The 25,091-nt window shown below is 66.0% G+C and carries 17 protein-coding genes; 3 read left to right on the plus strand and 14 right to left on the minus strand.

Annotated elements, in window-relative coordinates; translation table 11 throughout:
- Positions 1–14: 14 nt before the first annotated feature.
- The 6 genes from xylA to ACTJI4_RS09125 all read right to left on the minus strand — a co-directional run bounded on the left by xylA (position 15) and on the right by ACTJI4_RS09125 (position 9,466).
- On the minus strand, positions 15–1,349 hold the full coding sequence (gene xylA, locus ACTJI4_RS09100; protein ID WP_440869120.1) for a xylose isomerase: 1,335 nt from the start codon (positions 1,347–1,349) through the stop codon (positions 15–17).
- 41 nt (positions 1,350–1,390) lie between these two features.
- Positions 1,391–2,884, minus strand: coding sequence for a xylulokinase (gene xylB / locus ACTJI4_RS09105; RefSeq protein WP_440869121.1), 1,494 nt, complete (start codon positions 2,882–2,884; stop codon positions 1,391–1,393).
- Between the two features lie 65 nt (positions 2,885–2,949).
- Positions 2,950–4,479, minus strand: coding sequence for a tryptophan halogenase family protein (locus tag ACTJI4_RS09110; protein WP_440869122.1), 1,530 nt, complete (start codon positions 4,477–4,479; stop codon positions 2,950–2,952).
- A 13-nt stretch (positions 4,480–4,492) separates the two neighbouring features.
- Positions 4,493–5,512, minus strand: a complete 1,020-nt coding sequence (locus tag ACTJI4_RS09115) for a cupin-like domain-containing protein (protein WP_440869123.1) — start codon at positions 5,510–5,512, stop codon at positions 4,493–4,495.
- 3 nt (positions 5,513–5,515) lie between these two features.
- Positions 5,516–6,274 (minus strand): SapC family protein, encoded by a 759-nt coding sequence (locus tag ACTJI4_RS09120; RefSeq protein ID WP_440869124.1) that lies wholly within the window; start codon positions 6,272–6,274, stop codon positions 5,516–5,518.
- Between the two features lie 66 nt (positions 6,275–6,340).
- On the minus strand, positions 6,341–9,466 hold the full coding sequence (locus tag ACTJI4_RS09125) for a TonB-dependent receptor (RefSeq protein WP_440869125.1): 3,126 nt from the start codon (positions 9,464–9,466) through the stop codon (positions 6,341–6,343).
- Between the two features lie 324 nt (positions 9,467–9,790).
- Here ACTJI4_RS09125 and ACTJI4_RS09130 point away from each other — a divergent pair, with 324 nt between their 5' ends.
- Positions 9,791–10,852 (plus strand): LacI family DNA-binding transcriptional regulator, encoded by a 1,062-nt coding sequence (locus tag ACTJI4_RS09130; protein WP_440869126.1) that lies wholly within the window; start codon positions 9,791–9,793, stop codon positions 10,850–10,852.
- 9 nt (positions 10,853–10,861) lie between these two features.
- Here ACTJI4_RS09130 and ACTJI4_RS09135 read toward each other — a convergent pair whose 3' ends face one another.
- The 8 genes from ACTJI4_RS09135 to ACTJI4_RS09170 form a co-directional block, all read right to left on the minus strand.
- Positions 10,862–11,887 (minus strand): peptidoglycan DD-metalloendopeptidase family protein, encoded by a 1,026-nt coding sequence (locus ACTJI4_RS09135; RefSeq protein ID WP_440869127.1) that lies wholly within the window; start codon positions 11,885–11,887, stop codon positions 10,862–10,864.
- A 1-nt stretch (position 11,888) separates the two neighbouring features.
- Positions 11,889–12,224, minus strand: a complete 336-nt coding sequence (locus ACTJI4_RS09140; protein ID WP_392923789.1) for a transcriptional regulator — start codon at positions 12,222–12,224, stop codon at positions 11,889–11,891.
- Positions 12,221–12,877 carry a hypothetical protein gene (locus ACTJI4_RS09145; RefSeq protein ID WP_440869128.1) on the minus strand — a complete coding sequence of 219 codons (657 nt, stop codon included), beginning with the start codon at positions 12,875–12,877 and terminating at the stop codon, positions 12,221–12,223. Before ACTJI4_RS09145 ends, ACTJI4_RS09140 begins: the two co-directional genes overlap by 4 nt.
- Positions 12,878–12,972: 95 nt before the next feature.
- Positions 12,973–13,674, minus strand: a complete 702-nt coding sequence (locus ACTJI4_RS09150; RefSeq protein ID WP_440869264.1) for a hypothetical protein — start codon at positions 13,672–13,674, stop codon at positions 12,973–12,975.
- 152 nt (positions 13,675–13,826) lie between these two features.
- Complete coding sequence (locus ACTJI4_RS09155; RefSeq protein ID WP_210132571.1) at positions 13,827–14,099, minus strand: hypothetical protein; 273 nt, start codon at positions 14,097–14,099, stop codon at positions 13,827–13,829.
- A 203-nt stretch (positions 14,100–14,302) separates the two neighbouring features.
- Positions 14,303–14,980 carry a hypothetical protein gene (locus ACTJI4_RS09160; protein WP_440869129.1) on the minus strand — a complete coding sequence of 226 codons (678 nt, stop codon included), beginning with the start codon at positions 14,978–14,980 and terminating at the stop codon, positions 14,303–14,305.
- Positions 14,977–15,366, minus strand: a complete 390-nt coding sequence (locus tag ACTJI4_RS09165; protein ID WP_440869130.1) for a hypothetical protein — start codon at positions 15,364–15,366, stop codon at positions 14,977–14,979. The genes ACTJI4_RS09160 and ACTJI4_RS09165 overlap by 4 nt, the downstream gene beginning before the upstream one ends.
- Before the next feature lie 30 nt (positions 15,367–15,396).
- Positions 15,397–15,798 (minus strand): cupin domain-containing protein, encoded by a 402-nt coding sequence (locus tag ACTJI4_RS09170; protein ID WP_440869131.1) that lies wholly within the window; start codon positions 15,796–15,798, stop codon positions 15,397–15,399.
- A 232-nt stretch (positions 15,799–16,030) separates the two neighbouring features.
- Between ACTJI4_RS09170 and ACTJI4_RS09175 the strand changes: the two genes are divergently transcribed.
- Both ACTJI4_RS09175 and ACTJI4_RS09180 read left to right on the plus strand, forming a co-directional pair.
- Positions 16,031–24,742: a GH36-type glycosyl hydrolase domain-containing protein gene (locus tag ACTJI4_RS09175; protein ID WP_440869132.1), complete on the plus strand. Its 8,712-nt coding sequence runs from the start codon at positions 16,031–16,033 to the stop codon at positions 24,740–24,742.
- The gene (locus tag ACTJI4_RS09180; RefSeq protein WP_440869133.1) at positions 24,739–24,990 is read left to right on the plus strand and encodes a hypothetical protein; all 252 of its coding nucleotides are present in this window, start codon (positions 24,739–24,741) and stop codon (positions 24,988–24,990) included. Before ACTJI4_RS09175 ends, ACTJI4_RS09180 begins: the two co-directional genes overlap by 4 nt.
- Positions 24,991–25,091: the final 101 nt, after the last annotated feature.

Here is a 25,091-nt window from a genome sequence, read left to right on the forward strand (position 1 = left end):
CCTTGCCGGTGGGCTCAACGCAGCAGGTACTGGTTGATCAGGTTTTCGTAACGCTCCTGCTTGCCGCTGGTCTGCTTCGGCTCGCCGCCCTTCGCTCCCAGCGCTGCGAGTTCAACGAGGCTGAGCGCGCCGCGCTCGAAGTCCTTGCCGGCGCCGCTGTCGAAGCTGGCGTAACGCTCCTTGCGCCACTGTTCCCACGGCGAATCGTTCAGCAGCCCATGAGCCACTTCCAGCCCGCGGGCAAACGCGTCCATGCCGCCGATGTGGGCGATGAACAGATCGTCCAGGTCGGTGGATTCGCGGCGCACCTTGGCGTCGAAGTTCAGGCCGCCTTCCAGGCCGCCCTGGCGCAGCACCACCAGCATGGCGCCCACGGTGTCGTACAGATCGGTCGGGAACTGGTCGGTATCCCAGCCGTTCTGGGCATTGCCGCGGTTGGCGTCGATGCTGCCCAGCAGGCCGTGGTCGGAGGCGACCTGCAGGTCGTGTTCGAAGGTGTGGCCGGACAGCGTGGCGTGGTTGGCTTCGATGTTGAGCTTGAAGTCCTTCTCCAGGCCGTGTTCCTTGAGGAAGCCGGCCACGGTGGCGCTGTCGAAGTCGTACTGGTGCTTCATCGGCTCCATCGGCTTGGGCTCGATCAGGAAGTTGCCCTTCAGGCCGATGCTGCGGCCGTAGTCGCGCGCCATGGTAAGGAAGCGCGCGAAGTGGTCCACCTCGCGCTTCATCTGGGTGTTGACCAGCGAGGCATAGCCTTCGCGGCCGCCCCAGAACACGTAATGTTCGCCGCCCAGTTCAACGGTGGCTTCCAGCGCCGCCTTCACCTGCACGGCGGCACGCGCTACCACGGCGAAATCCGGATTGGTCGACGCGCCATTCATGTAGCGTGGGTGCGAGAACAGGTTGGCCGTGCCCCACAGCAGCTTCATGCCGGTCGCTTCCTGGCGCGCCTTGGCCAGGCCGACCATGTGCTTGAGGTTCTTCTCGTACTCGCCCACATCGTCGGCGTCCGGCGACAGGTCGATATCGTGGAAACACCAGTACGGGACGCCCAGCTTGGTGAAGAACTCGAATGCGGCATCCACCTTCGCCTCGGCGGCGGCCATCGGCGAGCCGGCATCCCACGGGAAATGGCGGGTGCCCGGGCCGAATGGATCGTGTCCGGCGTTGCAGAAGGTGTGCCAGTAACAGACCGCGAAACGCAGGTGCTCCTGCATGGTCTTGCCGCCGACCACCTTGTTGGCGTCATAGACCTTGAACGCCAGCGGGTTGTCCGACCCGCGGCCTTCGAAGGGGATGCGGCCAATGCCGGGGAAGTATTCCTTGGCGCCAATGTAGGGCTGGGTGCTCATGGTGCAGTTCCTTTCGTTGTGCGAGGTGTCGCGTAGAGAGATCAGCCGCGCTGCAGCGGCGTGATGGCGTCGAGATAGCGCAGGAAGCGCGCATAGGCGGTGGCATAGGCAGGCGTACGCGTCGGCTCCGGACGCGCCGACAGCTGCGGGTCGAGCGCTACGTGGCGCTCGGCGATATCGGCAATGCTGGCGACATCGCCGCGCGCATGGCCCAGCGCCCACAGCGCCTGCAACGCCGCACCGAACGCTGCGCCTTCGGACTGGGTAGGCACGTCCACCGGCAGGCCGAACACATCGGCCACCAGCTGCCGCCATGCGGCGCTGTTGCTGCCGCCGCCGGTGAGCACGATGCGGTCGAACTGCATGCCGGCGCGGACGAAGGCGTCGTACCCGTATTTCAGGCTGTAGGTGGCCCCTTCCATGGCCGCGCGGTACAGGTGGGCCGGGGTCATGTTGGTGGTGTCCAGGCCCGCCAGCACCCCTTTGCCGTGTGGCAGGTCGGGCGTGCGCTCGCCATTGAGGAACGGCAGCATCACCAGCCCATCCGCCCCGGGCGAGGTCGCCCGCAGGTGCCCATCGCCGAAGCGGGTGCTGAAGTCGAACGCGTCGGCTACCTGCTCGGTCACCACGGTACAGTTCATGGTGCAGATCAACGGCAGCCAGCCGCCGGTGGACGAGCAGAACGCGGCCCACGCTCCATCGGGATCGACCACGGGTGTGTCGGAATAGGCAAACAGCGTACCCGAGGTACCCAGGCTCATCGCAAGACGACCGGGGACGACGCAGCCGGTGCCGATGGCGGCCATCATGTTGTCGCCGCCGCCGACCGCTACTTTTACCGTGGCAGGCAGGCCGAACGATTTCGCTGCTGCGGGCGAAATGTCGAACAACGCTTCCGGTGGCGCGATGGGCGGCAGGCACTCGGTCAGGTCGCGGTCCGGGTCGGTCGCGCGCAGCAGTTCGGGCGACCAGGTGCGGGTGCGCACGTCCAGCCAACCGGTGCCCGAGGCATCGCCGTATTCGCAGAACCGCTCGCCGGTCAGCACGAAGTTGAGGTAGTCGTGCGGCAGCAGGATGGTGGCCAGCCGTGCGTACGCGTCCGGCCGGTGCGTCTTCGTCCACGGCAGCTTGGAGGCGGTGTAGCCGGTCAGGATCGGGTTGCCGGCCAGCGCAATGGTCTGCGCCGTGCCGCCTGCAGCTTCCATGATCTGGGTGCATTCGGCCGAGGTACTGGTGTCGCACCACAGCTTGGCGGGTGCCAGCACCTCCCCTGCTGCATCAAGCGGCACGAAACCGTGCTGCTGACCGGATACCGCCAACGCGGAAATGCGCGCGCGCACCGACGGCGTGATGGCAGCGAAGCAGGTGTGCAGTGCAGCCACCCAGTCAGCCGGTCGCTGTTCACGGGTGCCATCGGCGGCGCTGTCCAGCTCAAGCGGCGCGCTGGCGCTGGCCACCACGCTGCGCTTGGCCGGGTCGTACACCAGTACTTTCAGGCTCTGCGTACCCGCATCGATTCCAGCAACCAGATCCATCCAAAGTACCCCGTGTGTTCAAGAAAGGTAGCGCTACCAATTTTGTGCGGCGAAAGGTGGCCCCGTCAGGCGGTGGCCAGGCGCCTTGGCCAGACCCCGTCCGGCGCCTTGCAGTAGCGTTCAATGAAGTCTGCCTGCGAGGGCATGGTCGCCACCGCCTGTTGCACCGGCTGCCGGATCCGCGCCAACAGCGTGCGCAGGTCCGCATCGCTGATCGCGCGTGCCAACGGGTGCGGCGGCCCTGGTTGGATGCCCTGCCCCATCAGCACACTGGTCCAGGAATCCACCCGGAACAGTTCGCCGGGGTCCTGCCACGCGTGTGCGCGCTCGCGCCAGGCGCGCAACCGCACGGCCAACGATTCGGGCAGCTCCATCTCGCGGCAGGCCTTCCACATCGGCTCGTCGCGCTGGGTGGCGTGGTAATGCAGGATGATGAAGTCACGCACGTGCTCCATTTCCTGGCGGCTGACATCGTTGTACAGCGCGGTCAGCGTCGGGGTGATGCCATCGAACGGGAACAGCTGGATCAGCCGCACCACCGCGCTGATGGTCAGGTGGATGCTGGTCGATTCCAGCGGCTCGATGAAGCCGCTGGCCAGGCCCAGCGCCACCACGTTCCTGTTCCACGCCTTCAGCCGGCGCCCACTGCGGAACGGTACCAGCCAGGGATCGCGCAGCGGCTGGCCCTCGACGTCACGCAGCAGCTTGGCCTGCGCCTCGTCATCGGACATATGGCGGCTGGAGAACACCAGTCCACAACCCACCCGGTGCTGCAGCGCGATGTGCCAGCGCCAGCCGGCCTCGTGCGCGATGGCACGGGTGTACGGCACCGGCGGCTTGACCGACTCGGTCTGCACCGCAACGGCGCGATCGCTGGGCAACCACTGGTTCCAGTCCTCATAGCCGCTGTGCAGGGTCTGCTCGGTCAACAGGCCGCGGAAGCCGGTGCAGTCGATGAACAGGTCACCTTCGATCACCTGCCCGTCTTCCAGCACGAGCGCTGCAACGGAACCGTCGTGGGCGTGCTGCCGCACTTCGCGGATCTTGCCTTCCACCCGGCGCAGGCCCTGCGCTTCAGCGCGGCGGCGCAGGAATTTCGCGTACAGCCCGGCATCGAAGTGATAGGCGTAGTTCACCTGCGGCTGGGTCTGCAGCGAGAACTGGTCGCCGCGCGAAGCCACGCTTTCCAGGCAGAAGTCGCCCAGGTCCGAGGGCATGCCACGGCGCAGGCTGTCCAGCCAGAAATGATGGAACGGGGTGGCCCAGGTGCTTTGGCCGATGGTGCCGAACGGGTGGATGAAGCGCTCACCCGGGCGGCGCCAGTTCTCGAACGAGATCGAAAGCTTGAAGGTGCCGGCCACCGCCTGCAGGAACTCCTGCTCATCGATCTGCAGGTAGCGGTGGAAGGTGCGGATCGGCGGCACGGTCGATTCGCCGACGCCTACGGTGCCGATCTGCTCGGACTCGACCAGGGTGATGTCCAGCTGCTCGCGGAACTGGTGGGACAGCGCGCAGCCGGCCAGCCAGCCTGCGGTGCCACCGCCGGCGATGACCACCTTGCGGATGCGCCCTTCTGTGGTGTTCGCAGCGTTCAAAGCGATGCCCCCATCAGCGGTTGAGTCGACTGAGCAGCTGCGCGCGCGTGCGGCGCGCCTGCATCTCATCGAACGGTGCAAGCTCACCCCGGGCGGCGTCGGGCAGGTGCTGCCCTGCGCGCTCACCGGGACCGAATACGTAGTACTCGAAGATCGTTGCCCAGGCTTTCTTTTCACGCTCCGGCAGATCGCGCAGCGCCCACATCGCGTGCTGCAGTGCCGGCAGCGGTGAGGACAGGAAGCTGGGCACGCTGCGCCACCAGTAGTTCACCAGCACGTTGAACGGTTCGAGGCTGCGCACGTGGTGCCACCACATGCTGGGAATGAAGATGGCATCGCCCGGTTCCAGCACGGCAGTCTGCGCGCTGGCCAGTGCGTCACGGAACCGGGGATGGCGGTCGAAATCCGGGCGGTCGAAATCCACCACGCTGACCACCTGCCCGCCGGGAGTGGGTTCCAGCGGGCCGGGATAGAGGTTGTCGATCTGTTCCGGCGGAAACAGGGTGAACCGGCGCCGGCCCACGGCGCAGCAGGCCAGGTTGTCCGGGGTGTCGTAATGGCAGGACGCGGTAACGCGGTTGCCGATCCAGATGCTGGCCGAGGCATCAATGCCCTGCCCGGCCAGGCCGGCGTCGTTGGCCTGCGCGAACCCGGGCAGCGCCCGCTCGATCAGCAGCGAGGCCACGTAATAGGTGGGCGGCTTCGGAACATCAAAGGTGTCGGCGATCTCCTCCAGCACCTGCGTCAGCAGTCCACGCCGGACCTCGAAATTCAACTGGGTGAAATCATCGTTGTAGAACGGGCGTCCTTCGATCTCGGGACCGCCGTAGGAGTACTGCACCGGCAGACCGGCATCGAACCCGCGCAGGTACGTCAGCGCCTCCCCGGTGGAACGCAACCCGGCCTGTGCCAGCGCCCAGTCGCGCGCAATGCCACGCAGCACCACCGGCTCGCCGGCGGCCACCAGTGCCTCCAGCGGGAGCGCACCGGGCTGCAGGCCTTCCAGGGTGCGCATGGCCACACCGTCGAGCATCGCTCAGTTCCTGCCCGTCGCGGCGGCGGCATCCTGCGAACGCAGGCGACGCTGCTTTTCAGCAATCAGCCGCCGCATGTTATGCAGCGAGGCCAGCATCAGGTATGCGCCCTCAAGGTAGCCGGCGCGATTGAGTTCGGCCAGCGTGGCGCCGTCCAGCTCGGCCAGGCGGTCACGGTCGATCGCGTGCAGGCCGTTGACGCCCACCCGGTTGTGCGGGTCGATCTGCACGTCGAGGGTAATCGGTTGAATCAGGCCTTTGCTGTCGAGCATGGCAAACATTTCGGCGCCAAAGGCATGGCCGTCGTGGATGCCACGCAGCACGTTGGCAATGTGGTCCAGATACGGCGTATTGCCCCCCTGTGGCAGGAACACCGGCTCTCCGGCGCCGCTGCTCACGCGCGGGTGGTCCAGGTCTACGTGCAGCACCGGCTCCTGCGTAAGCTCACCGTCGATGCGGTGCTCCTGGAAGCCGATCAGGAACGGCCCCTTGGCCGCAGCCCCCGGCAGGTAGGAGGCATTCCAACGGCCGTCGTCCAGGTACAGGTTTTCGTGCTGCTCGAATCCCAGCAGTACGACCGATTGCCACTCCCCGGTAGCGGCGTCTCTGCGCAGGAAAATCGGGTATTCACGCTGCAGCTCGGCGTACTCGCTCGGGTAGGCGGGCACCATGCCGACCGCGTCGCCGAATTCGGGGCCGAATCCGGTCGCTACACGGAGCTCCCGGTGGGCGATGTTGTTGAGCATTTCGTAACGCGGCATGTGTAGTCCAATCCCTCAGGAGCCTGCACGGGTGCCGCTGCCGAAGCAGCGGCACCCATGGCCTGTTCAGAACCTGTAACGAACGCCAAGCATGTAACGCGGATCCTGGTCAGCCAGTTTCACCATCATCTGCGAGGTGCGCGAACGCCAACGCACATCCTCGCCAGTGAGGTTGATGGCCTCGAGGCTGAACGACCAGTTGTCATTCAACGTGTAACCCACGCTGAGATCCCACTGGTCGTACTCTTCCACATAGTACGGGTTTCGGCTGGCACCCTGGTTGGCCAGGATCAGGTACTGGTCGCGCCAGTTCCAGGCCAGGCGCACCGACCAGCCGTACTTTTCGTACATCAGCATGGCGTTGGCGGTGTCGCTCAGGCCGGTGAGCGAGAACTGGTCGACATTCGGGTCGCCCGCGTCGTTGTAGCCCACGTCACCGTTGACGATGGTGTAGTTGGCCAGCACGCCGAAGCCGGTGTCGCCGAAGAAGTACTGCCCGCCCAGTTCCCAGCCATGCAGCTTGGACTCGTTCTGGTTGATGGGGCGGTTGACGTTGAACTGGTACAGCGGGTCGGCCGCGGTGCCATACAGGTCGTACGCCGCTTCGGTGGCCAGTACCTGTGCATCGGTGCCGTTGTAGGCACCCAGCCCGGCCGGATTGTTGCGCAGCAGCGCCAACGCGGTGAACAGCGAGGTGTCATTGGCCGAGCACGCCGCCGCATTGGCCGGTCCCACCTGGGCAAGGCAGGCGCCACTGGTCAGGAAGCCCAGCGCGGTCTGTGCGTCCGGCCCGGAGGTCGGGTCGCGCAGGCCGTACAGGTTTTCCTGCACGATGGTGTTGCCGATGAAGTTGGCGACCTGCTTGTTCCAGTAGGTGACCGACACGTAGCTGGCATCGGCGAAGTACCATTCCAGCGCCAGGTCCAGGTTGTCCGATTCCAAGGGCTTCAGGGCCGGGTTCTGCGCAGTGCCGCTGGCCCGCGAAGACGGATCGATCAGCACCGAGCCGAACGGCTGCTGTGCGGTCGGGCCGGCATACAGGTTGCCGATCGGCGCGCGGGCGATGCTCTTGCCGAACGAAATTCGCCCCTTCAGGTCGTCCAACAGGTCGATGCTGAAGTCCAGGTTGGGCAGGATGTAGCTGTAACTGGTCTTCTCGGTGAAGGGCTGCTTGTCATCGGACAACAACACGCGGAAGTCATTGTTGGCCTGCCACTGGATGGACTCCGGCGTGGCGATGATCGAGGTCGACACCACGTCCGTGGTCTCGTAACGGACGCCCAAGCGGGTATTGGTGCGGTGGCCGCCCAGGTCGCCGTCCAGCTCGATCTGCATGTAGGCCGAATTGGTCTTCTCTTCCACCCGGTTGTCGGCCGCGTTCTGCGGGCTGACCCCCAGGTTGGCGCCATAGTACTGCCCTGCCCACTGGGCCAGCCGGCCTGCGTCGCCGCGCCAGGCGCTGAAGCTGTTGACGTTGAAATCGTCGAACATGCCGACGATGTTCACCGGCTGCAGCAGGTCCATCAGGCCGTTGGCCACATCGCCGTTCACGTTGGCCACGCCCCAGTCGCCCAGGGTGTTGTAGTTTTCCGCGGCCTGGATGCGGTGGGTGGTCTGCTTGCTGGTGTCCACGCCGAACTGGAAGCGGCCTGCGTCGAAGGCCCACTCACCGTCGACGCGACCCTGCTTGATCTCGCTGATCTGGGTCTGCGAATTGATGCGCAGCACCTGCGAGCCGATCTCTCCCGGGACGAACCCGCCATTGACCACGCCATTGGTCTTGGCGATGGCATCGGCAGCGGTCGGGTACCAGACCTGGGTGCCCACCGGCAGGCCGTTGTTCCAGACCATTTCCTGTACGTACGTGCCCCCACACTGCGGCCCGGTGGTGCAGTTGTTGGTGCCGGCGATACTGGAGAAGATGGAGCCGCCGCCCGTAAGCGGATCGTTCGGCCGGCTCTCGTTCTTGGAATCGTGGCCGTCGAAGCTCAGCTTGAAGCGGTCGGTGATGTTCCAGGTGGCATTGAAGCCCAGCGACCCCAGCTTGTACTTCTGCATGCTGCGCTGCTGTTCAAGCCCGAAGTCCTTGGTGCCGGCGATTTCGCGGATGTAGATCGGCGTGGCCACCGCACCGCTGGTATCGAACACCACATCGGTGTAGTTGCTGTTCTGCAGCCACATGCCCTGCTCGCCACGATTCTCTTCGATCTCGTTGGTCGAATAGGTGTAGTCCAGGGTCAGGGTTACTGCATCGGTCGGGGCGAACTGCAGCACCGCCTGGCCATTGATGCGCTCGCGTTCAAAGTCGGCGAAGGCATAGCGCAGATCGTTCGGGCGCCCGTACAGCGCGCCGATTGCCGGTGCATTGGTCACCGTCGGGTTGCCGGGCAGGGTCCCGGTCCACGGCTGGATGTTCCAGTAATTGTTGGTGGCCTGCACCGAACCGCCCTTGCGCTTCTGGTAGCTCGCGCTGACACCCACGCCCCAGGTCTTGTCCGGGTTGGTGTAGCTGAAGATGCCGGAAAGCTCAGGGGTCAGGTCGTTGTCGAACGGCTGGCTCTGGTCGGAGACGATCTTGGCCCCGGCGCTGGCAACGGTGCCCTCATGGTCGAACGGACGCCCGGTGAGGATGTTGATGGTGGCGCCGATGCCGCCGCTGGGCACGTTGGCCTGGCTGGTCTTGAAGACCTCGATGCCATTGACCGCTTCGGCCGCCAGCTGCGCGAAGTTGAACGCGCGGGTACCGCCGTCCACGCCGCCGATGGCGACCTGCCCCGACGCGCCGAACGCGTCGGCACCGGGCATCTGCCGGCCGTTGAGGGTCACCATGTTGAACTGCGGGCCAAAGCCACGCGCGGTGACCTGCGCACCTTCACCATCACGGCGCTCGATGGAGATACCGGTGATGCGCTGCAGGGATTCGGCCAGGTTGGTGTCGGGGAACTTGCCGATGTCCTCGGCACTGATCGCGTCCACCACGCCGGCCGAGTCGCGCTTGATATCCATCGCCTGGCTGAGGCTGTTGCGGATACCCGTGACCTGCACGGTGTCGAGCTGGGTCGGGGTGGACTGCGACTGCGGGGCAGGCGCCGGCGTTGCAGCGTCCTGCGCGAATGCGGGATTGATGACCAGGACGCCGCCCACGAAGGTGAACATGGCCCGGGATGTAAGTTTCGCCAGCTTCCGGCTCATGCGTGAGCCCTCAGGTCTGGGGTACGACGGAAAGCAAAAGCGCTCATGACTCTCCCCTCTGACATACGATCGAATGGATGTACCGCCCCTCCAAGGGGCACGCACGGGCGATGCCCGTCTTCCACACCGAACATCGCAGTGCCTTGTTGCTGCACTGCGATTCAAACTCGCTTTCAGGCTTGCCAGAACACGCGTTTGGTATATGGGGGGGTAACCGCTGAGCCTTACCCTGGCTGAGTGGTAGCGCTACCATCGCGTCAGGGCGCAGACTAATCACCCGGTCACACGGTTGTCATCATGCAGCGCAGCAAAGGAAACGCTTCCTTGAAAAACAGCCAGAAAGTGGTGCGTCGCAAAGGCAGTGCCATCACCATCGATGAGGTCGCCGCGCATGCCGGCGTATCGGCGATGACGGTTTCGCGCGTAATCAATGGCCATTCCAGCGTGCGTGAGGAAAACCGCGAACGGGTCATGCGCAGCGTGATTGAACTGGACTACCGCCCCAACCTGGCCGCCAGCGCCCTGGCGGCCGCGCAGCACACCTGCATCGCGCTGATCTACACCAATCCCAGCTCCAGCTACCTGCGTGAGCTGCTGGTGGGCGCGCTGCGCGGGTCCACCCGGTCTGCGGCGCAGTTGGCGATCTCCACCTGGGATGGGCTGAGCGCCAATGCACGGCGGGAGGCCGCACGACAACTGTGCGACAGCGTGGCCGGGGTGATTCTTCCGCCGCCCCTGTGCGAATCGAAGGCGATCGTCGACATATTCGTCAATGCCGGGGTTCCAGTCGTCTCGATTGCATCCAGCCAGTTCAGCGACCGGGTGTCCTGCGTGCGTATCGACGACCGCCATGCCAGCCAGCAAATGGTCGCGCATCTGATCGCCCACGGACATACGCGCATCGGCTACATCACCGGTGATCCGAACCAGACCGCCAGCGCGCAACGCTGGCAGGGGTATCGGGATGCATTGGCAGACGCCGGCATCGAGTACGACGAGGTGCTGGTTCAGCCTGGGCTCTTTACGTATCGATCCGGACTGGAGGCGGCCGAGCATCTGCTGGCCCTGCCCCAGCCGCCGAGTGCGATCTTCGCCAGCAACGATGACATGGCGTCTGCGGTGGTTTCAGTGGCACATCGGCGCGGGCTGGACGTGCCGCGTGATCTTTCGGTGGTGGGCTTCGACGATACGTCAGCGTCGACGATGGTGTGGCCAGAACTGACCACCATCCACCAGCCGGTAGCGGACATGGCCGACACCGCCATCGACATCCTGCTGCGTGAGATCCGGCGCGCGCCCGCTTCGGCGCGCGCCATCGTCAATCAGGTGCTTGCACATCAGCTGATCACGCGTGATTCCGTATCAGGGCCGGTGCAGGCTACCTAGCCTCACGCTTTACTGCCCGGCTGCAGCGGCGGCAGCGGCCTGGCGGATGCGCTGGCCTTTCACCGGCTCACCCAGCGACACTGGCTTGTCGTCGGCCAGGTAGTTGGCGAACTGCGCCGGCAATGCGGTGGCGTTGGCGAACTCGGGCCCGGCCTGCAACTGATAATGCAGGTGGGCTTCGGACGAATTTCCGCTGTTGCCGCAGTCTGCCAGCTGCGCGCCGGTGCGCACGACCTGCCCTTTCGTGACCCGTACGCTGCCCTGGCGCAGGTGGGCCAGGACCGAGTATTCGTCGTTGCCATGATCGAGGATGACGCGGTTGCCGGTGGGCTGGGACGGGTTCATCTCACCGGGCACGTTGTCGGCCACGCCTTCGATCACCTCCACCACGGTGCCGTCTGCGGGCGCGAGGATGGGTCTTCCGAAGCAGAAGTAATCCTCATTGCGCTTGCCTTCGCCATGGTGCGATCTGCCCTCGCGAATGACCAGCAGGTCCATGGCGAAACGCTGGGTTGCGTGCGCTGCATGGTAGTTCTGCTCGACGCTGCGACCACCCCAGACCACGTAGAACTCGTCGGAGAATGGCAACTGCAGCGGCGTGCGGTTCTTGTAGTCAAGACGCTCGCTGGCCGCAGGCTGCGGCGCGACCTGGTGTGGGCGGATCGTGAACCCCACTACCTTGCCCTGTGCGTCGAATGTCCAGGTGACGTCGATGATGTCGGGGCTGTTCTTGAATCGAGCCTGCCGCAGGTAGATGTCATTCCCGCCACTGGCACTGACCGTTTCGCTGATCACCTCGGTTTCCTCGCCCCACGCAGCGAGTACCTGCTCCTTTGCCGTGAGCAGGCTCTGTTTTGATCCGAATGCGGCCTGCATCAGCGGCGTCATGCGCGCCCATAGCGCATCGGCGTGGCCTTGATAGAAATGCGTGGTCAGACGGGCGCCCTGTTGGCGCGGGTCCTGGGTGGCGGCAATGCCGTTCGATACCATCAGCGAAAGCACCAGGATTGCGATCAGTTTCGCGAACACTGTCATGTCAGGAGTCCGTGCCGTGTGGATCAGGAATGCCTGCGACGACGGCCGCAAGCTGCGTGCGGTACTCGGCCAGCCCTTGGCGGCCTGCAGGCGTCAGCTGCAGGGTGGTCAACGGGCGCTTGCCGCGGAACGATTTATCGATGGCCACCAGGCCGGCCGCTTCAAGCTTGCTCAGATGGCTGGACAGGTTGCCCTTGCTCAGGCCACTGAGATGTTCGACGAAGGCGAATTCGGCCGATTCGGCGCCTGCCAGGATCGACAGAATGAGCAGGCGCGCCGGTTCGTGGATCAGGCGATCCAGCTGCAACAGGCTGCGGGGGTCGGGAAGCTGGGTCATGGGATCGGCTTGCGCGTGGCCACGAACGCGCGCATTTCCGTCTGCAGGCGCAGGAACCGCAGGTGGTCGCGCCACCCGACCACCACCAACGCGATGGCAGCCAGCGGAAACATCACGGTGGTGGGGCCGAACGCGTAGGTTTGGCCGGTGAATGCCACGGCGGCCTGACACAGCAGGAACACGCCGACGATGAACTCCAGCGGCGTGCGCAACCACCGCCAGACAATGAGCGGCAGCACCGCGACTACCATCAGATAGCCAATCGCGCGCAGGTCCCACGGCAGGCTGCCGACTGGCTGCAACCGCGTGAGCACGAAGCCAACGATCAGCGCGCTGATCAGGGCGGTGAACGCGATGAAAGCGCGCTGGAAGTTGCGCTCGGCCGGGGTGACCTGTTCCTCGACCTGTCCGAAACGCTGGTAGTAGCGGTGGACCAGCCATTGCTTGCCTGTGAGCCACAGCACGGGAACGGCGATGAGCGCTGCACGCAGCTCCATCGTGGCGGGCAACAGGGCGCCTGCAAGGAAGGACGCCAGGCAGGCAACGCCGCCGGCGATCGCGGACATGCCGCCCGCGCTTCGCGAGAACCGTGAGTACTCGCGGGTCATTTCCTGGAAACGGCGGTAGGAATCACTGGCAGTCGGGAATTGCATGACGCACTCCAAGCGGTGGCCTTGGAGTGAGTTTGCAGTGCAAACCAGTTTGCGTCAAGCGTCAGCCGGGGTGTTCTGACACTTCCCCTGAACCCTTATCTGGCGGCGCCCTTGCCACCACCCTCGCCGTTCTGCGCCGTGGCCTCCTGGCTCCGCGCAAAGTCAGGGAACGTCTCAGCAAGCGACTGCTGGTCCGGGAGGATGTAGAACAAGCCGCCTTTCTCGAACGTCGGCTTGATGATCTTCGCGTAGAAATCCGGGTTGACGTTGATGCAGCCGTGGGTCACACGATTGTCGTCCGGTGACGGCGACGCCAGGCGCTCGACGCGCCGTTCGGCAGGTACGCCTGTTGCGGTGGGGTGGATGGAAATCGCGGTGTCGTAGTCCACCCAGAGCACGCGCCCGGCGTCGAGCGATTCGCCGTAACCGCCGATGAAGCGGCCAGCCGGCGTGGTGCGGTCGCGTCCCGGTATTTCCTTGAGCGCGAGACCCGCGATGCCCGGGGCGGAATGATCACCCACCGCAGAGCCAAACAGGCCCGGCGCTGCGCCGATGAGTTTGCCACTACCGTCGAACACGAGGATCTGCGCCGCTGCCTTGTCCATCACCGCAAACGGATAGCCTTCTGCGTCCCTGCTTGCCTTGACCCACCCGGCAAGCTGAAGCACCGTGTCGGATACCGGCTGGTCCGGCGGCAACAGATCATTGGACGTTGCCGGCTGTCCAGCGGACTGCTGCTCGGCCGGGTCCTGTGCACGAGCCAAAGCGGGGCCGGCGAACGCCAGCGTCAGCGCCAGTGCGCCACACGTGGCTCGGATAGCGGGGTGCATATACATGGTGGTGGGGGATTCCTTGGAGCTACGATGGAGCAAAGCAAAGAAACCGGTGGCCATCTAAGGCCACCGGCTCCTGGATTACAAACTTCGATACTGCATCTGCGGCGGAGCGATCAGCCGCGCGGCTGACGCTTCGGCGGGACCGTTTCCAGGCGCTGCACACGGCTTTCAATCTGATCCAGGCGCTGATTTGCCTGCTGCGCGGACTGGTTGGCCGATTCAGCGCTCTGCGCTGCGCTGTTCACCTTGGTATCGAGCGAATCGAGGCGCGAGTTGATCGTCGCGAACTCATCCTTATAGGTGGCGCAACCGCCAAGGCCCAAAGCGGCGACGAGCGCCACGCCCAGCGTACGCGTCAACACCACACTCTTCTTGTTCATGATCATTCCAGCACTCCTTCTTGGGTCTTGGTTAAATAGCGCCCCCTCTGCCGGACCAATAATTGCGCTGAACTACGTACATGGATTGTGAAGAAGCTGAATGTCCGAAACAGGTAGCTGAATGCGATGCCGCCGGTCCAGTCGACCCGGCCGGGACTGCAGCGGAAATGCATCGAGTGGCGCATGCTTCATGAAGATGGATGGCATCACTACTGCGTCGCTTCCGGTGCCAGCGTGTGGATCACCCTGCCCTGCGCATCCAGGAACTCGATGGCGCCGTAGCCCTCCGGGGTGATGGTCAAGCGCAGCCTGGCACGGTCCTGCTTGTCGTTCAGTGCGATGGCCGGCGTGCCGTCGGCACCCACCGCCATCTGGATCCGCGTGGGCGTCTGCACGCCGGGAATCAACCGATTGTCCAGGCGGGGCTCGCGAATCAACGGCGGCGCCTGGTTGATCGAAAACCGCACATCGCCATCCGGCGAGACGCGCCAGCCGATGGCATCCATGGCAGGGTGGTCCAGTGCGAGCACGGCCATGCCGCCATCCACGTCCGCGGTACCGAAGCCGCCGCGCTCACTGCCCTTGTCGTCGTACAGCACCATGCCAGCCACATTGAAGGCGCGCTTGTACTGGATGCCATCGATGATCGGCGCCGGTGTCTGGCCCGAAAGGGTCATGCGGATCACGCCGTTCTCGTCGACGATGTCGATGCGGCGTGCGGTGATGCGCTCGCTGTCCGGTGCTTCCACACGGGTCTGTGGCGCCCTGCTGACGATGACCTTCTGCAGCTGCTCGACGGAGGGGCGCTTGGGGCTGGCCTGCTCCGCCGCGTGTGCATGCAGGGCGAGGGACGATACGGCCAAGATGATGCAGTCCAGCGTTTTCATAGGCTCCCTTCCGGCCACTGCAGCCACGTGCCCGGTTCCATGATCTGCAAAGGGACATCCCGCTCACGTGCGGCCCGGCGAGCCCTGCCCAGCGGATCATCCACTTCGACATACTTATCCATTCCGCTGATGCCGTAGTGAATCGGCACCAGCACCCGAGCGCCGAGGATAACCGCAGCGGCCACCGCCTGCTCGGGCGTGAGCACGCCCGGCTGCCCGATGACCGGTTCGCGCCAGCCGAAACGGGCGCCATTGACGTAGCGGAGGACCTTCGGCAGGGCCGCTTGTTCAAGCCGTTCAAGAAAGAAGTGCCCAACTCCCATGCCTTCTGGATGATCTGCCGGCCATGGCCGGGCAAGCGTCCTGATGTCGAAGTGTTCTGCCAATGGATTCGCGCGGAACAGCAGTAGTTCCGCTCAGAGGCCAGCAGGTGGCTCGACAAATACGGTCTCCGCTCCCTGTTGCTCAAATGTGAGGTTGACTGTCCGCCCCACCGCACGCGTGCGATGTACGGTTCCAGCGGGCACGGTGATGGCCTGCCAAGGACGCAGCACGCGCTCAGCCGCAGCCTCGAATTCAATATGCAGCTCACCTTCCACCACCACAAAGATCTCGTCACTCGACGGATGCATGTGCCACCGGTACTCACCCTCGAAAACGGCCATCCTCATGCAGTTTCCATTGAAATCCAGCAGGACCTGGTTGCGGTAGGGCGCCGTCACCTCGCGTTGCAGCGCCTGGATGTCCACAACGCCCAGTGCGTCAAAGTGCGCCCTTTCGGAAGCGTATGCTTCGGCCGATGGGAAATCGCGTTTCATCCAGCACCTTCCTCGTCCGAGAGTACGTGTCTTCTTCACGGGGGTACTCTACGCCCCTCCCTGGTGCCCGCAGGGGACCTGAGAGATCACGGGAATCTACACACAGGGGAATGATTGGACAGTGCGGGAGTGGCAGATGACGGATTCGAGGAGGTATATCTGACCTTCACAGCGTCCTCGGCCCCCCAAATGCAAGGATGCAAGGCGCAACCAGCCTCCCCCCCGGTACCCTATGCCCCACCTTCGTCGTCTATTCGGCCGTTGGCTTCGCCTGCGGCGGCTCGTTCGTTGGCGCTGGCGTGAGCGGCAGGCCTCGGCCCCGGCCATCGAGGCCACCGAGGGCCCGCTGCGGGCTGCGCTGTACAGCGTTGAACAGATGGAGGTCTACGGCCGCGCGCTTGCGCGCCAGCACCGCGTGCGCATGCGGCCCAGCCCGGAACGCCTGCTCGAGCGCCTGCAGGCCAACGAACGCGTCCTGCAGGACGCCAACACCCTGCTCAGCACCGTGGTGCGCGAACAGCGCCCGGTCACCCCGGCGGGTGAATGGCTGCTCGACAACTACTACCTGGTCGAAGAACAGATCCAGACCGCGCGGCGCCACCTGCCGCGTGGCTACAGCCGGCAGCTGCCTTCGCTTGCCACCGGCCCCTCGGCCGGGCTGCCGCGCGTATATGAACTGTCGATGCAGGCCATCGCGCACGGCGACGGCCGTATTGACGGCGATACGCTGGGCCGCTTCATCGCCTCCTATCAGTCGCTCGCGCCGCTGAGCCTGGGCGAACTGTGGGCGGTTCCGATCATGCTGCGCCTGGCGCTGCTCGAAAACCTGCGGCGGATGGCCGCGCGCGTGATGCGCGATGGGGAGGACCGGCGCCTTGCCTCGCAGTGGGCGGATGAACTCAATCGCGCGGCGTCCGATACGCCTACCGATGTGGTGCTCGTGGTGGCCGACATGGCCCGCTCCGAGCCGCCATTGACCGGCGCATTCATCGCCGAACTGACCCGTTCATTGCAGGGCCGTGGTGGCGCATGGGCCATGCCCATCGCCTGGCTGGAACAGTGGGCAGCAGCGTCCGGGCAGCGCATCGAGGAGCTGGTTGCCGCCGAGGGGCAGCAGCAGGCGTCCGACCAGGTGTCCATCAGCAACAGCATCGGCAGCCTGCGTTTTCTCTCCACCATGGATTGGCGCACCTTTGTCGAAGACATGAGTGTGGTCGAGCAGCGGTTGCGCGAAGACCCGATGGCCGTCTATCCGCGGATGGACTTTGGTACCCGAGACGCCTATCGCCACGTAGTAGAGAAGATCGCCCGGGGCAGCCGCATCGCCGAGGAACGCGTTGCCACCATTGCGCTGGACCTGGCGCGCGCCGCTACCCCGCCCGACGGTCCACGCACGCATGTCGGCTACTGGCTGGTCGGCGAAGGCCTGCATACCACCGTTGACGCGGTGGCTGACGCCGCGCCACGCCACCGCAAGGCACGGGGACTGGCGCATCGCGTGCCGCTTGCGCTGTACCTGCTGCCGATCACCCTGCTGGCGGTGCTGGCCACCTGGGGCCTGCTGGCCACCGGCAGTGGCGAGGTTCCCACCTGGCTGGCTGCCCTGCTCGGGCTGCTGGTGTTCAGTGAGCTGGGCATCGTGCTGGTCAACTGGACTGCGACCGTGCTGGTCGCCCCCAAGCCGCTGCCCAAGCTGGATTTCAGTGAAGGCATTCCTGAGGCCTGCGCCACCGTGGTAGCGGTACCGTCGATGCTGTCGAGTATCGACGGCATCGATGTCCTGGTCGAAGCGCTGGAGGTCCGCTTCCTGGCCAACCGCGATCCCCAGCTGCGCTTCGTGCTGCTGACCGACTTCCTCGACGCCGCAGAAGCGCAGTTGCCGACCGACGACGCCCTGCTTGCGCACGCCGCGCAGCGCATCGAGGGATTGAACCAGCGCTACGCGTCCGAGCGCGGCGATCGCTTCTACCTGCTGCATCGCCCCAGGCAGTGGAACCCCAGTGAAGGCGTGTGGATGGGTCACGAGCGCAAGCGCGGCAAGCTGGCCGCGCTCAATGCCCTGCTCCGCCATGGCGATGGAAGCGCGTTCATGCGCATCGTCGGCGACGCGGCGGTCCTGCTCGGTGTGCGCTATGTCATCACTCTGGATTCGGACACGCAGCTGCCGCGCGATGCGGCGCGTGCGTTCGTCGCCACCTTGGCCCACCCGCTCAACCGGCCGCGCTTCGATCCCGCGCTGCAGCGTGTGGTTGAGGGCTACGGCATTCTGCAGCCCAGCGTGGGCACCAGCCTGGGCCGGCGCCGCACCTCGCGCTTTGCCCGGATGTTCGGCAGCGAACCCGGCATCGATCCTTACACGCGCATGGTCTCGGACGTCTACCAGGACCTGTTCGACGAAGGCTCGTTCGTGGGCAAGGGCATCTATGACGTGGAAGCCTTCGAACATGCGCTTGAGGGCCGCCTGCCCGAGAACCGCATCCTGAGCCACGACCTGCTGGAAGGCTGCTATGCCCGCGCGGGCCTGGTCAGCGATGTGCGCCTGTACGAGGACTACCCCGAACGCTATGCCGCCGACGCCAAGCGCCGTGCGCGCTGGATCCGTGGCGACTGGCAGCTGTTGCCCTGGCTGATGCCGTGGACCCCGCGCGCGGGATCAGGCTGGGAACGCAACCGGCTCAGCCTGCTGTCGCGTGGCAAGCTGCTGGACAACCTGCGCCGGAGTCTTGTGCCGATCGCGGCGCTGGTCCTGCTGGTGGCGGGTTGGCTGTACGCCGACAACCCGGCTGCATGGACTGCATGGGTACTGGCGCTGTGGTTCGCGCCGCCGCTGATCGGCATGCTGCGCGATGCCCTGAGCGTGCCGGACGACACCCCGCTGGAAGCGCATTACATCAAGGTTGGACGCGGTACGTTGCAGTCGTTGCTGCGCGCCGCCACGCAGATTGCCTGCCTGCCCTACGAAGCACTGCTGGCCGGCGGCGCGGTGCTGCGCACGTTGTGGCGCATGGCCATCACGCGCCGCCACCTGCTGCAGTGGAACCCCTCCAGCGAAGTCGAGCGCCGCCTGGGCGGCGATCGCGGCGCGGAATGGCGGGTGATGGCACCAGGGTCGCTGCTGGCGCTCGCGCTGGTGGCGGTGGTGGCTGCCCTGCGCCCGCAGGCGCTGCCGCTCGCGCTGCCCTTCCTGCTGGCGTGGACCTTCGCGCCTGGGTTGATGGCGTGGCTGGGCCGGCCGCCGGCCGAGATCGTTGCCGAACTGTCGGTCACGCAGCGGGCGTTCCTTGGCCGGCTGGCACGGCGCACCTGGTCGTTCTTCCAGGCCTGGGTGCGCGAGCAGGATCATTGGCTGCCGCCGGACAACATCCAGGAGCATCCGGCGCTGGTGGTGGCGCGGCGCACCTCGCCGACCAACATCGGCCTGTCCCTGTTGGCCAATCTGTCTGCGTGGGATTTCGGCTATCTGCAGCAGGGTGCGGTCGCGGAACGCACCGCGCTCGCGTTCGGCACGCTGGACCAGCTGCCGCGCCACCGCGGCCACTTCCTGAACTGGTACGACACCGAAACCCTGGCGCCGCTGCCGCCGCGCTACGTCTCCACCGTGGACAGCGGCAATCTTGCCGGCCACCTGCTTACGCTGCGCCAGGGGCTGCTGGCACTGGTGGACGCGCCGGTGCTGGCGCCGCACACCTTCGATGGCCTGGCCGATACCCTCGGCGTGCTGGACGAGGAGCGGCTGCGCCTGCGCCCTGGTGACGCGCCGCTGGCCGACGCGCTGAACCACCTTCGCCAGCGCCTGGTGGCAACGCGGGCGGACCTGCCGCGCGGTGCCGCCGAAGCGCTGGCCCGTTTGCAGGAGCTGGCCAGCCTGGCCGACGCCGTACTGGCGCAGTGGCCGGCACCGCCCTCGCCCGAGGACGGCGACCTGCACTGGCCGGACCTTTTCGCTGCCGAATGTCACGCTGCATGTGCGGCACTCGCCGATATCCCGGTCGATGCCAGTGCGGATGCCGATGCGCCGGTACCCACCCTGCGCCAGCTGGCCGCCCTGCCCGGTACCGCCGGTGCCGACGCACGCACGCGCATCGCGCAGTTGGAGGACCTGGCACACCGCGCCGGGCAGTTCTCGCTGATGGAATACGGGTTCCTGTTCTACCGCTCCCGCAACCTGCTCTCCATCGGCTACAACGTGGACGACCACCGCCTCGACAACAGCTTCTACGACCTGCTCGCCTCCGAAGCGCGGTTGTGCGCCTTCGTGGCCATCGCCCAAGGCGAGCTGACGCAGGAGAGCTGGTTCGCGCTCGGCCGCCTGCTGACCGAGGTCAACGGCACCCCGACGCTGCTGTCGTGGAGTGGCTCGATGTTCGAGTACCTCATGCCGCAGTTGGTGATGCCCAGCTATCCGGACACCCTGCTCGACCAGACCGCGCGGCATGCGGTGGAAGCTCAGATCGTCTACGGCCGCAGCCTGAACCTGCCGTGGGGCGTGTCCGAGTCCGGCTACAACGCCGTCGATGCGCGCCTGAACTACCAGTACCGCGCGTTCGGCGTGCCGGGGTTGGGGCTCAAGCGCGGCCTGGGCCAGGACCGGGTCATCGCGCCCTACGCCAGCATGATGGCGCTGATGGTGGCGCCGGAAGCGGCCTGCCAGAATCTGCAGGCGCTGGAAGGCTTGGGCTTCGCCGGGCGCTTCGGTATGTACGAAGCGATCGACTACACCCCCGCCCGCGTGCCGCCGGGGCACGACCACGTTCTGCTGCGTTCGTTCATGGCCCACCACCAGGGCATGGGCCTGCTGTCGCTGGATTACCTGTTGCGCGACCAGCCGATGCAGCGCCGCTTCGTGGCCGATGTCGAGTTCCAGGCCACCCTGTTGCTGCTGCAGGAGCGCATTCCGCGCGTCGGCGTGTTCCACCCGCATGAAGTCGAATCGCTGGGCGAGCACGCCGCCACGGCGCAGGACGAGACCTCCCTGCGCGTGCTGCGCAAGCCCGGTGGCCCGCGCCCGGAAGTGCAGCTGCTGTCCAACGGCCGCTACCACGGCATGCTCACCCATGCCGGCGGTGGCTACAGCCGCCACGGCGACCTGTCGCTCACGCGCTGGCGCGAGGACGGCACCACCGATGCCTGGGGCACCTTCTGCTACCTGCGCGACGTGGACAGCGGCGACTTCTGGTCGGCCGCCTACCAGCCCACCTGCGTGCCGATGGACAACTACGAGGCCATCTTCACCGACGCCAAGGCCGAGTTCCGTGGCGCCCTGCATGGCTGCGAGAGCCACCTGCAGGTGGCCATCTCCGCCGAGGACGACATCGAACTCCGGCGCCTGCGCCTGACCAACCGCAGCCGTCGCGCGTGTACTGTGGAAATCACCACCTATGCCGAAGTGGTGCTGGCACCGGCGGCCGCTGACGATGCGCATCCGGCTTTCAGCAACCTGTTCGTGCAGAGCGAGATCGTGGCCGCCAAGCAGGCCGTGCTGTGCACGCGCCGGCCGCGGTCGCACGACGAAGTGCCACCGTGGATGTTCCATCTGGTGGCGGTGCATGACGCCGAGGTGGCGGCGATTTCCTACGAAACCGACCGGGCGCGCTTCCTGGGACGTGGCAACACGCCGCGCACCCCGCAGGCATTGACCACCGATACCGACCTCTCCGGCAGCGACGGCTCGGTGCTCGACCCGATCGTGGCCATCCGCGTGCGGGTGGTACTGGAACCCGAGCAGACCGTGCAGCTGGACATGGTCTACGGCATCGGCGCCGACCGCCCCGGTTGCGAGGCGCTGCTGGACAAATACCGTGACCGCCGCCTGGCCGACCGCGTGTTCGACCTGGCCTGGACCCACAGCCAGGTGGTGCGCCGGCAGATCAACGCCACCCAGGCCGAGGCGCAGCTCTATGAGCGTCTGGCCAGCCACGTGCTGTATGCCAACCCGCTGCTGCGGGCGGGCGCCACCGTCCTCCAGCAGAACCAGCGCGGACAATCCGGGTTGTGGGGCCATGCCATCTCGGGGGATCTGCCCATCGTGCTGCTCAAGGTCACCGACGCCGAGAACGTGGAGCTGGTCCGGCAGCTGGTGCAGGCGCATGCCTATTGGCGCCAGAAGGGCCTCAACACCGACCTGGTGATCTGGAACGACAGCAAGGCCGGCTACCGGCAGGAGCTGCAGGACCAGATCCTGGGGATGGTGGCCGCCAGCTCGGAAACGGGCCTGCTCGACCGCCCCGGCGGCATCTTCGTGCGGCCGGTGCAGAACATGACCCACGAGGACCGCATCCTGCTGCAGGCGGTGGCACGCGCGGTGATCAGCGACGAAGACGGCACGCTGGTTGCGCAGGTGGGTCGCCAAGCCTCCCCCGCGAAACGGATTCCGGCCTTGGTACCGCAGGCGGTGCAGGAAGAACTGGAACTCTCGATGGAGGAAACGCCAGGGCTGCCCATCATCGCCGACCCGAGCGTTGAGCCCGGCCTGCCCCCGGCGCCCGCACACGACGAAGACGTGGACGACCCGTGGCCGTTCCTGCCCTACCGTGGCGCCGGTCAGTTCGATAACGGGACCGGTAGCTTCAGCGACGACGGCCGCGAATACGTGGTGGTGCTGCGCGAAGGTGCCCCGACACCGGCGCCTTGGGCCAACGTGATCGCCAATGCCCGCCTGGGCACGGTGGTCAGCGAAAGTGCGCCCGGCTACACGTGGTTCGAGAACGCGCACGAATTCCGCTTGACGCCCTGGCTCAATGACCCGGTGTCCGACACCGGCGGCGAAGCCTTCTACGTGCGCGACGAGGACACCGGGCGCGTCTGGTCGCCGATGCCGCTGCCGCGTCGGGGTACCGGGGCGTACCGTACGCGTCACGGATTCGGCTACACGGTGTACGAACACATCGAGGACGGCATCGTCAGCGAGCTGTGGGTGTTCGTCGACGTCGCCGCGCCGCTGAAGTACTCGGTCCTTCGGCTGCACAACCTGTCGGGCAGGCCACGGCGGCTGTCGGCCATTGGTTACGTGGAATGGGTGATGGGTGACCTGCGCGCGAAGTCACGCATGCACGTGGTCACCGAGCGCGACCCGCAGACCGGCGCGCTGCTGGCGCGCAACACCTACAACACCGATTTCGGCGGCCGCATGGCGTTCTTCGATACCGATGCCGAAGGCAGCGGGTGGACCTGCGACCGCCTGGAGTTCATCGGCCGCAACGGCGGCCTGCACGCACCGGCGGCATTGCGTCGCGAACGCCTGGGTGGGCGTTCCGGCGCGGGCCTGGACCCGTGCGCGGCGCTGCAGGTGCCGCTGGAGCTGGCGCCGGGCGAGCGCAGTGAAACCACGTTCCGCCTTGGCGCGGGTCGCGACCGCGACGAAACCCTCGCGCTCGTGCGTGGCCGCCAGGGCGCCCACGAAGCCAACGATGCGCTGGACGCTGTACGCATTCATTGGCGCCATGTGCTGGCCAGCGTGCAGGTGCGCACCCCCGACCCGGCGCTGGATGCGCTGGCCAATGGCTGGCTGGTCTACCAGACCCTGGGCAGCCGTTACCTGGCGCGCAGTGGCTACTACCAGTCCGGCGGCGCGTTTGGTTTCCGCGACCAGCTGCAGGATGTGCTCGCGCTCATCCACGCCCGCCCGGACCTGGCCCGCGAACACCTGCTGCTGTGCGCTGCCCACCAGTTCGCCGAGGGAGATGTCATGCACTGGTGGCACCCGCCGCAGGGCCGCGGTGTGCGCACCCGCTGCTCGGACGATTATCTCTGGCTGCCTCAGGGCGCCTGCCGCTACCTGGAGGTCACCGGCGACGCCACCGTGCTGGACGAAATGATCGGCTTCATCGAAGGGCGCGCGGTGACGTTGGAGGAGGAAAGCTACTACGACATGCCGACCCCGTCGGCGCTGCGCGGGACGCTGTATGCGCACTGCGTGCTCGCGCTCGAGCGCGGTTGCCGGTTGCTCGGCGAACGCGGCATTCCATTGATGGGCAGCGGCGACTGGAACGACGGGATGAACCGCGTCGGCGACCAGCAGCGCGGTGAAAGCGTGTGGCTGGGCTTCTTCCTGCATGACACGCTGCGGCGCTTCATCGCGCTGGCCAATGCGCGTGGCGATGAACACCGCGCGCACTGGTGCCAGGAGCAGGCCGACACCCTGCGCCAAAACCTGGAGCAGCATGCCTGGGACGGCGAATGGTATCGCCGCGCGTGGTTCGACAACGGCACCCCGTTGGGATCGAAACAGAGCGAGGAATGCCGCATCGATTCGATCTCGCAGAGTTGGTCGGTGCTTTCCGGCGTTGCCGCGCCCGAGCGTGCCCAGCAGGCGCTGGACTCCCTGTACACGCATCTGGTTCGAAAGAATGCCCAGCTGGTCCAGCTGCTCGACCCGCCCTTCGACAAGACGTCAGAGGACCCCGGGTACATTCGGGGCTACGTACCGGGCGTGCGCGAGAATGGCGGCCAGTACACCCACGCGGCGGTATGGGCAGCCATGGCATTTGCACACCAGGGCGATGCGACGCGCGCCTGGGAGTTGGCCGGCATGATCAACCCCCTCAACCACGCGCTGGACGCGGAGGCGGTGCAGACCTACCGCGTGGAGCCCTATGTCCTGGCGGCCGATGTCTACGCGGTATCACCGCACGTGGGCCGAGGCGGCTGGACCTGGTACACCGGTTCGGCCGGGTGGATGTATCGCCTGCTGGTTGAATCCCTGCTGGGCATCCGCCGCCAGGGCGATCGGCTGTCGCTCGCACCGTGCCTGCCCGATCACTGGCCGTCGTTCGAACTGAGCTACCGGTTCGGCCGCAGCCGCTACGAGTTCGTGGTGACCCGAACTGCGCGGGGACAGCCCACCCTGCATGTGGATGACGTGCTGCAGCCGGACCTGACCGTCCAGCTCCGCGATGATGGTCACCACTACCGTGTGGCGCTTGACCTTGAGGCACCGCCGGGATGATCGTCCGTCCCGACATACAGGCACGGCTGGACGCGCTGGATGAGATGCTGGCGCACTGGTTGTCGCACACACGCCATCCGGCGCAGTTCTGGCCACAGTTCGAGCTGCTGGCGGCGGAGATTCTGGATCTGTGCGACGACCACGAGAGGAGATACGTGCACGCGCGCATCACAGCCATCCTCAAGGGCCACGCGCTGGAACTTCCGTCGTGGCATGAACGGGGCGACAGCCCGTCGCCTGAAAAGTGACGCGCCGACCACTGTGTAGAACACTTCACGGCCCTGCGCGCGGCACTCACGGCAAGGGGCCTAGGTTTGGTGCTCCACTTGGCACTACCCGGAGAACCAGA

It is taken from the genome of Stenotrophomonas sp. 22385 (assembly GCF_052045085.1).
In the GTDB taxonomy this organism is placed as follows: Bacteria; Pseudomonadota; Gammaproteobacteria; order Xanthomonadales; family Xanthomonadaceae; genus Stenotrophomonas.

Bases quoted from the DNA above. Each gene is read 5' to 3' on its own strand.
- xylA (WP_440869120.1), bottom strand. From the start codon at position 1,349: ATGAGCACCCAGCCCTACATTGGCGCCAAGGAATACTTCCCCGGCATT.
- xylB (WP_440869121.1), bottom strand. From the start codon at position 2,884: ATGGATCTGGTTGCTGGAATCGATGCGGGTACGCAGAGCCTGAAAGTA.
- ACTJI4_RS09115 (WP_440869123.1), bottom strand. From the start codon at position 5,512: ATGCTCGACGGTGTGGCCATGCGCACCCTGGAAGGCCTGCAGCCCGGT.
- ACTJI4_RS09120 (WP_440869124.1), bottom strand. From the start codon at position 6,274: ATGCCGCGTTACGAAATGCTCAACAACATCGCCCACCGGGAGCTCCGT.
- ACTJI4_RS09125 (WP_440869125.1), bottom strand. From the start codon at position 9,466: ATGAGCCGGAAGCTGGCGAAACTTACATCCCGGGCCATGTTCACCTTC.
- ACTJI4_RS09135 (WP_440869127.1), bottom strand. From the start codon at position 11,887: ATGACAGTGTTCGCGAAACTGATCGCAATCCTGGTGCTTTCGCTGATG.
- ACTJI4_RS09140 (WP_392923789.1), bottom strand. From the start codon at position 12,224: ATGACCCAGCTTCCCGACCCCCGCAGCCTGTTGCAGCTGGATCGCCTG.
- ACTJI4_RS09145 (WP_440869128.1), bottom strand. From the start codon at position 12,877: ATGCAATTCCCGACTGCCAGTGATTCCTACCGCCGTTTCCAGGAAATG.
- ACTJI4_RS09155 (WP_210132571.1), bottom strand. From the start codon at position 14,099: ATGATCATGAACAAGAAGAGTGTGGTGTTGACGCGTACGCTGGGCGTG.
- ACTJI4_RS09160 (WP_440869129.1), bottom strand. From the start codon at position 14,980: ATGAAAACGCTGGACTGCATCATCTTGGCCGTATCGTCCCTCGCCCTG.
- ACTJI4_RS09170 (WP_440869131.1), bottom strand. From the start codon at position 15,798: ATGAAACGCGATTTCCCATCGGCCGAAGCATACGCTTCCGAAAGGGCG.
- ACTJI4_RS09175 (WP_440869132.1), top strand. From the start codon at position 16,031: ATGCCCCACCTTCGTCGTCTATTCGGCCGTTGGCTTCGCCTGCGGCGG.
- ACTJI4_RS09180 (WP_440869133.1), top strand. From the start codon at position 24,739: ATGATCGTCCGTCCCGACATACAGGCACGGCTGGACGCGCTGGATGAG.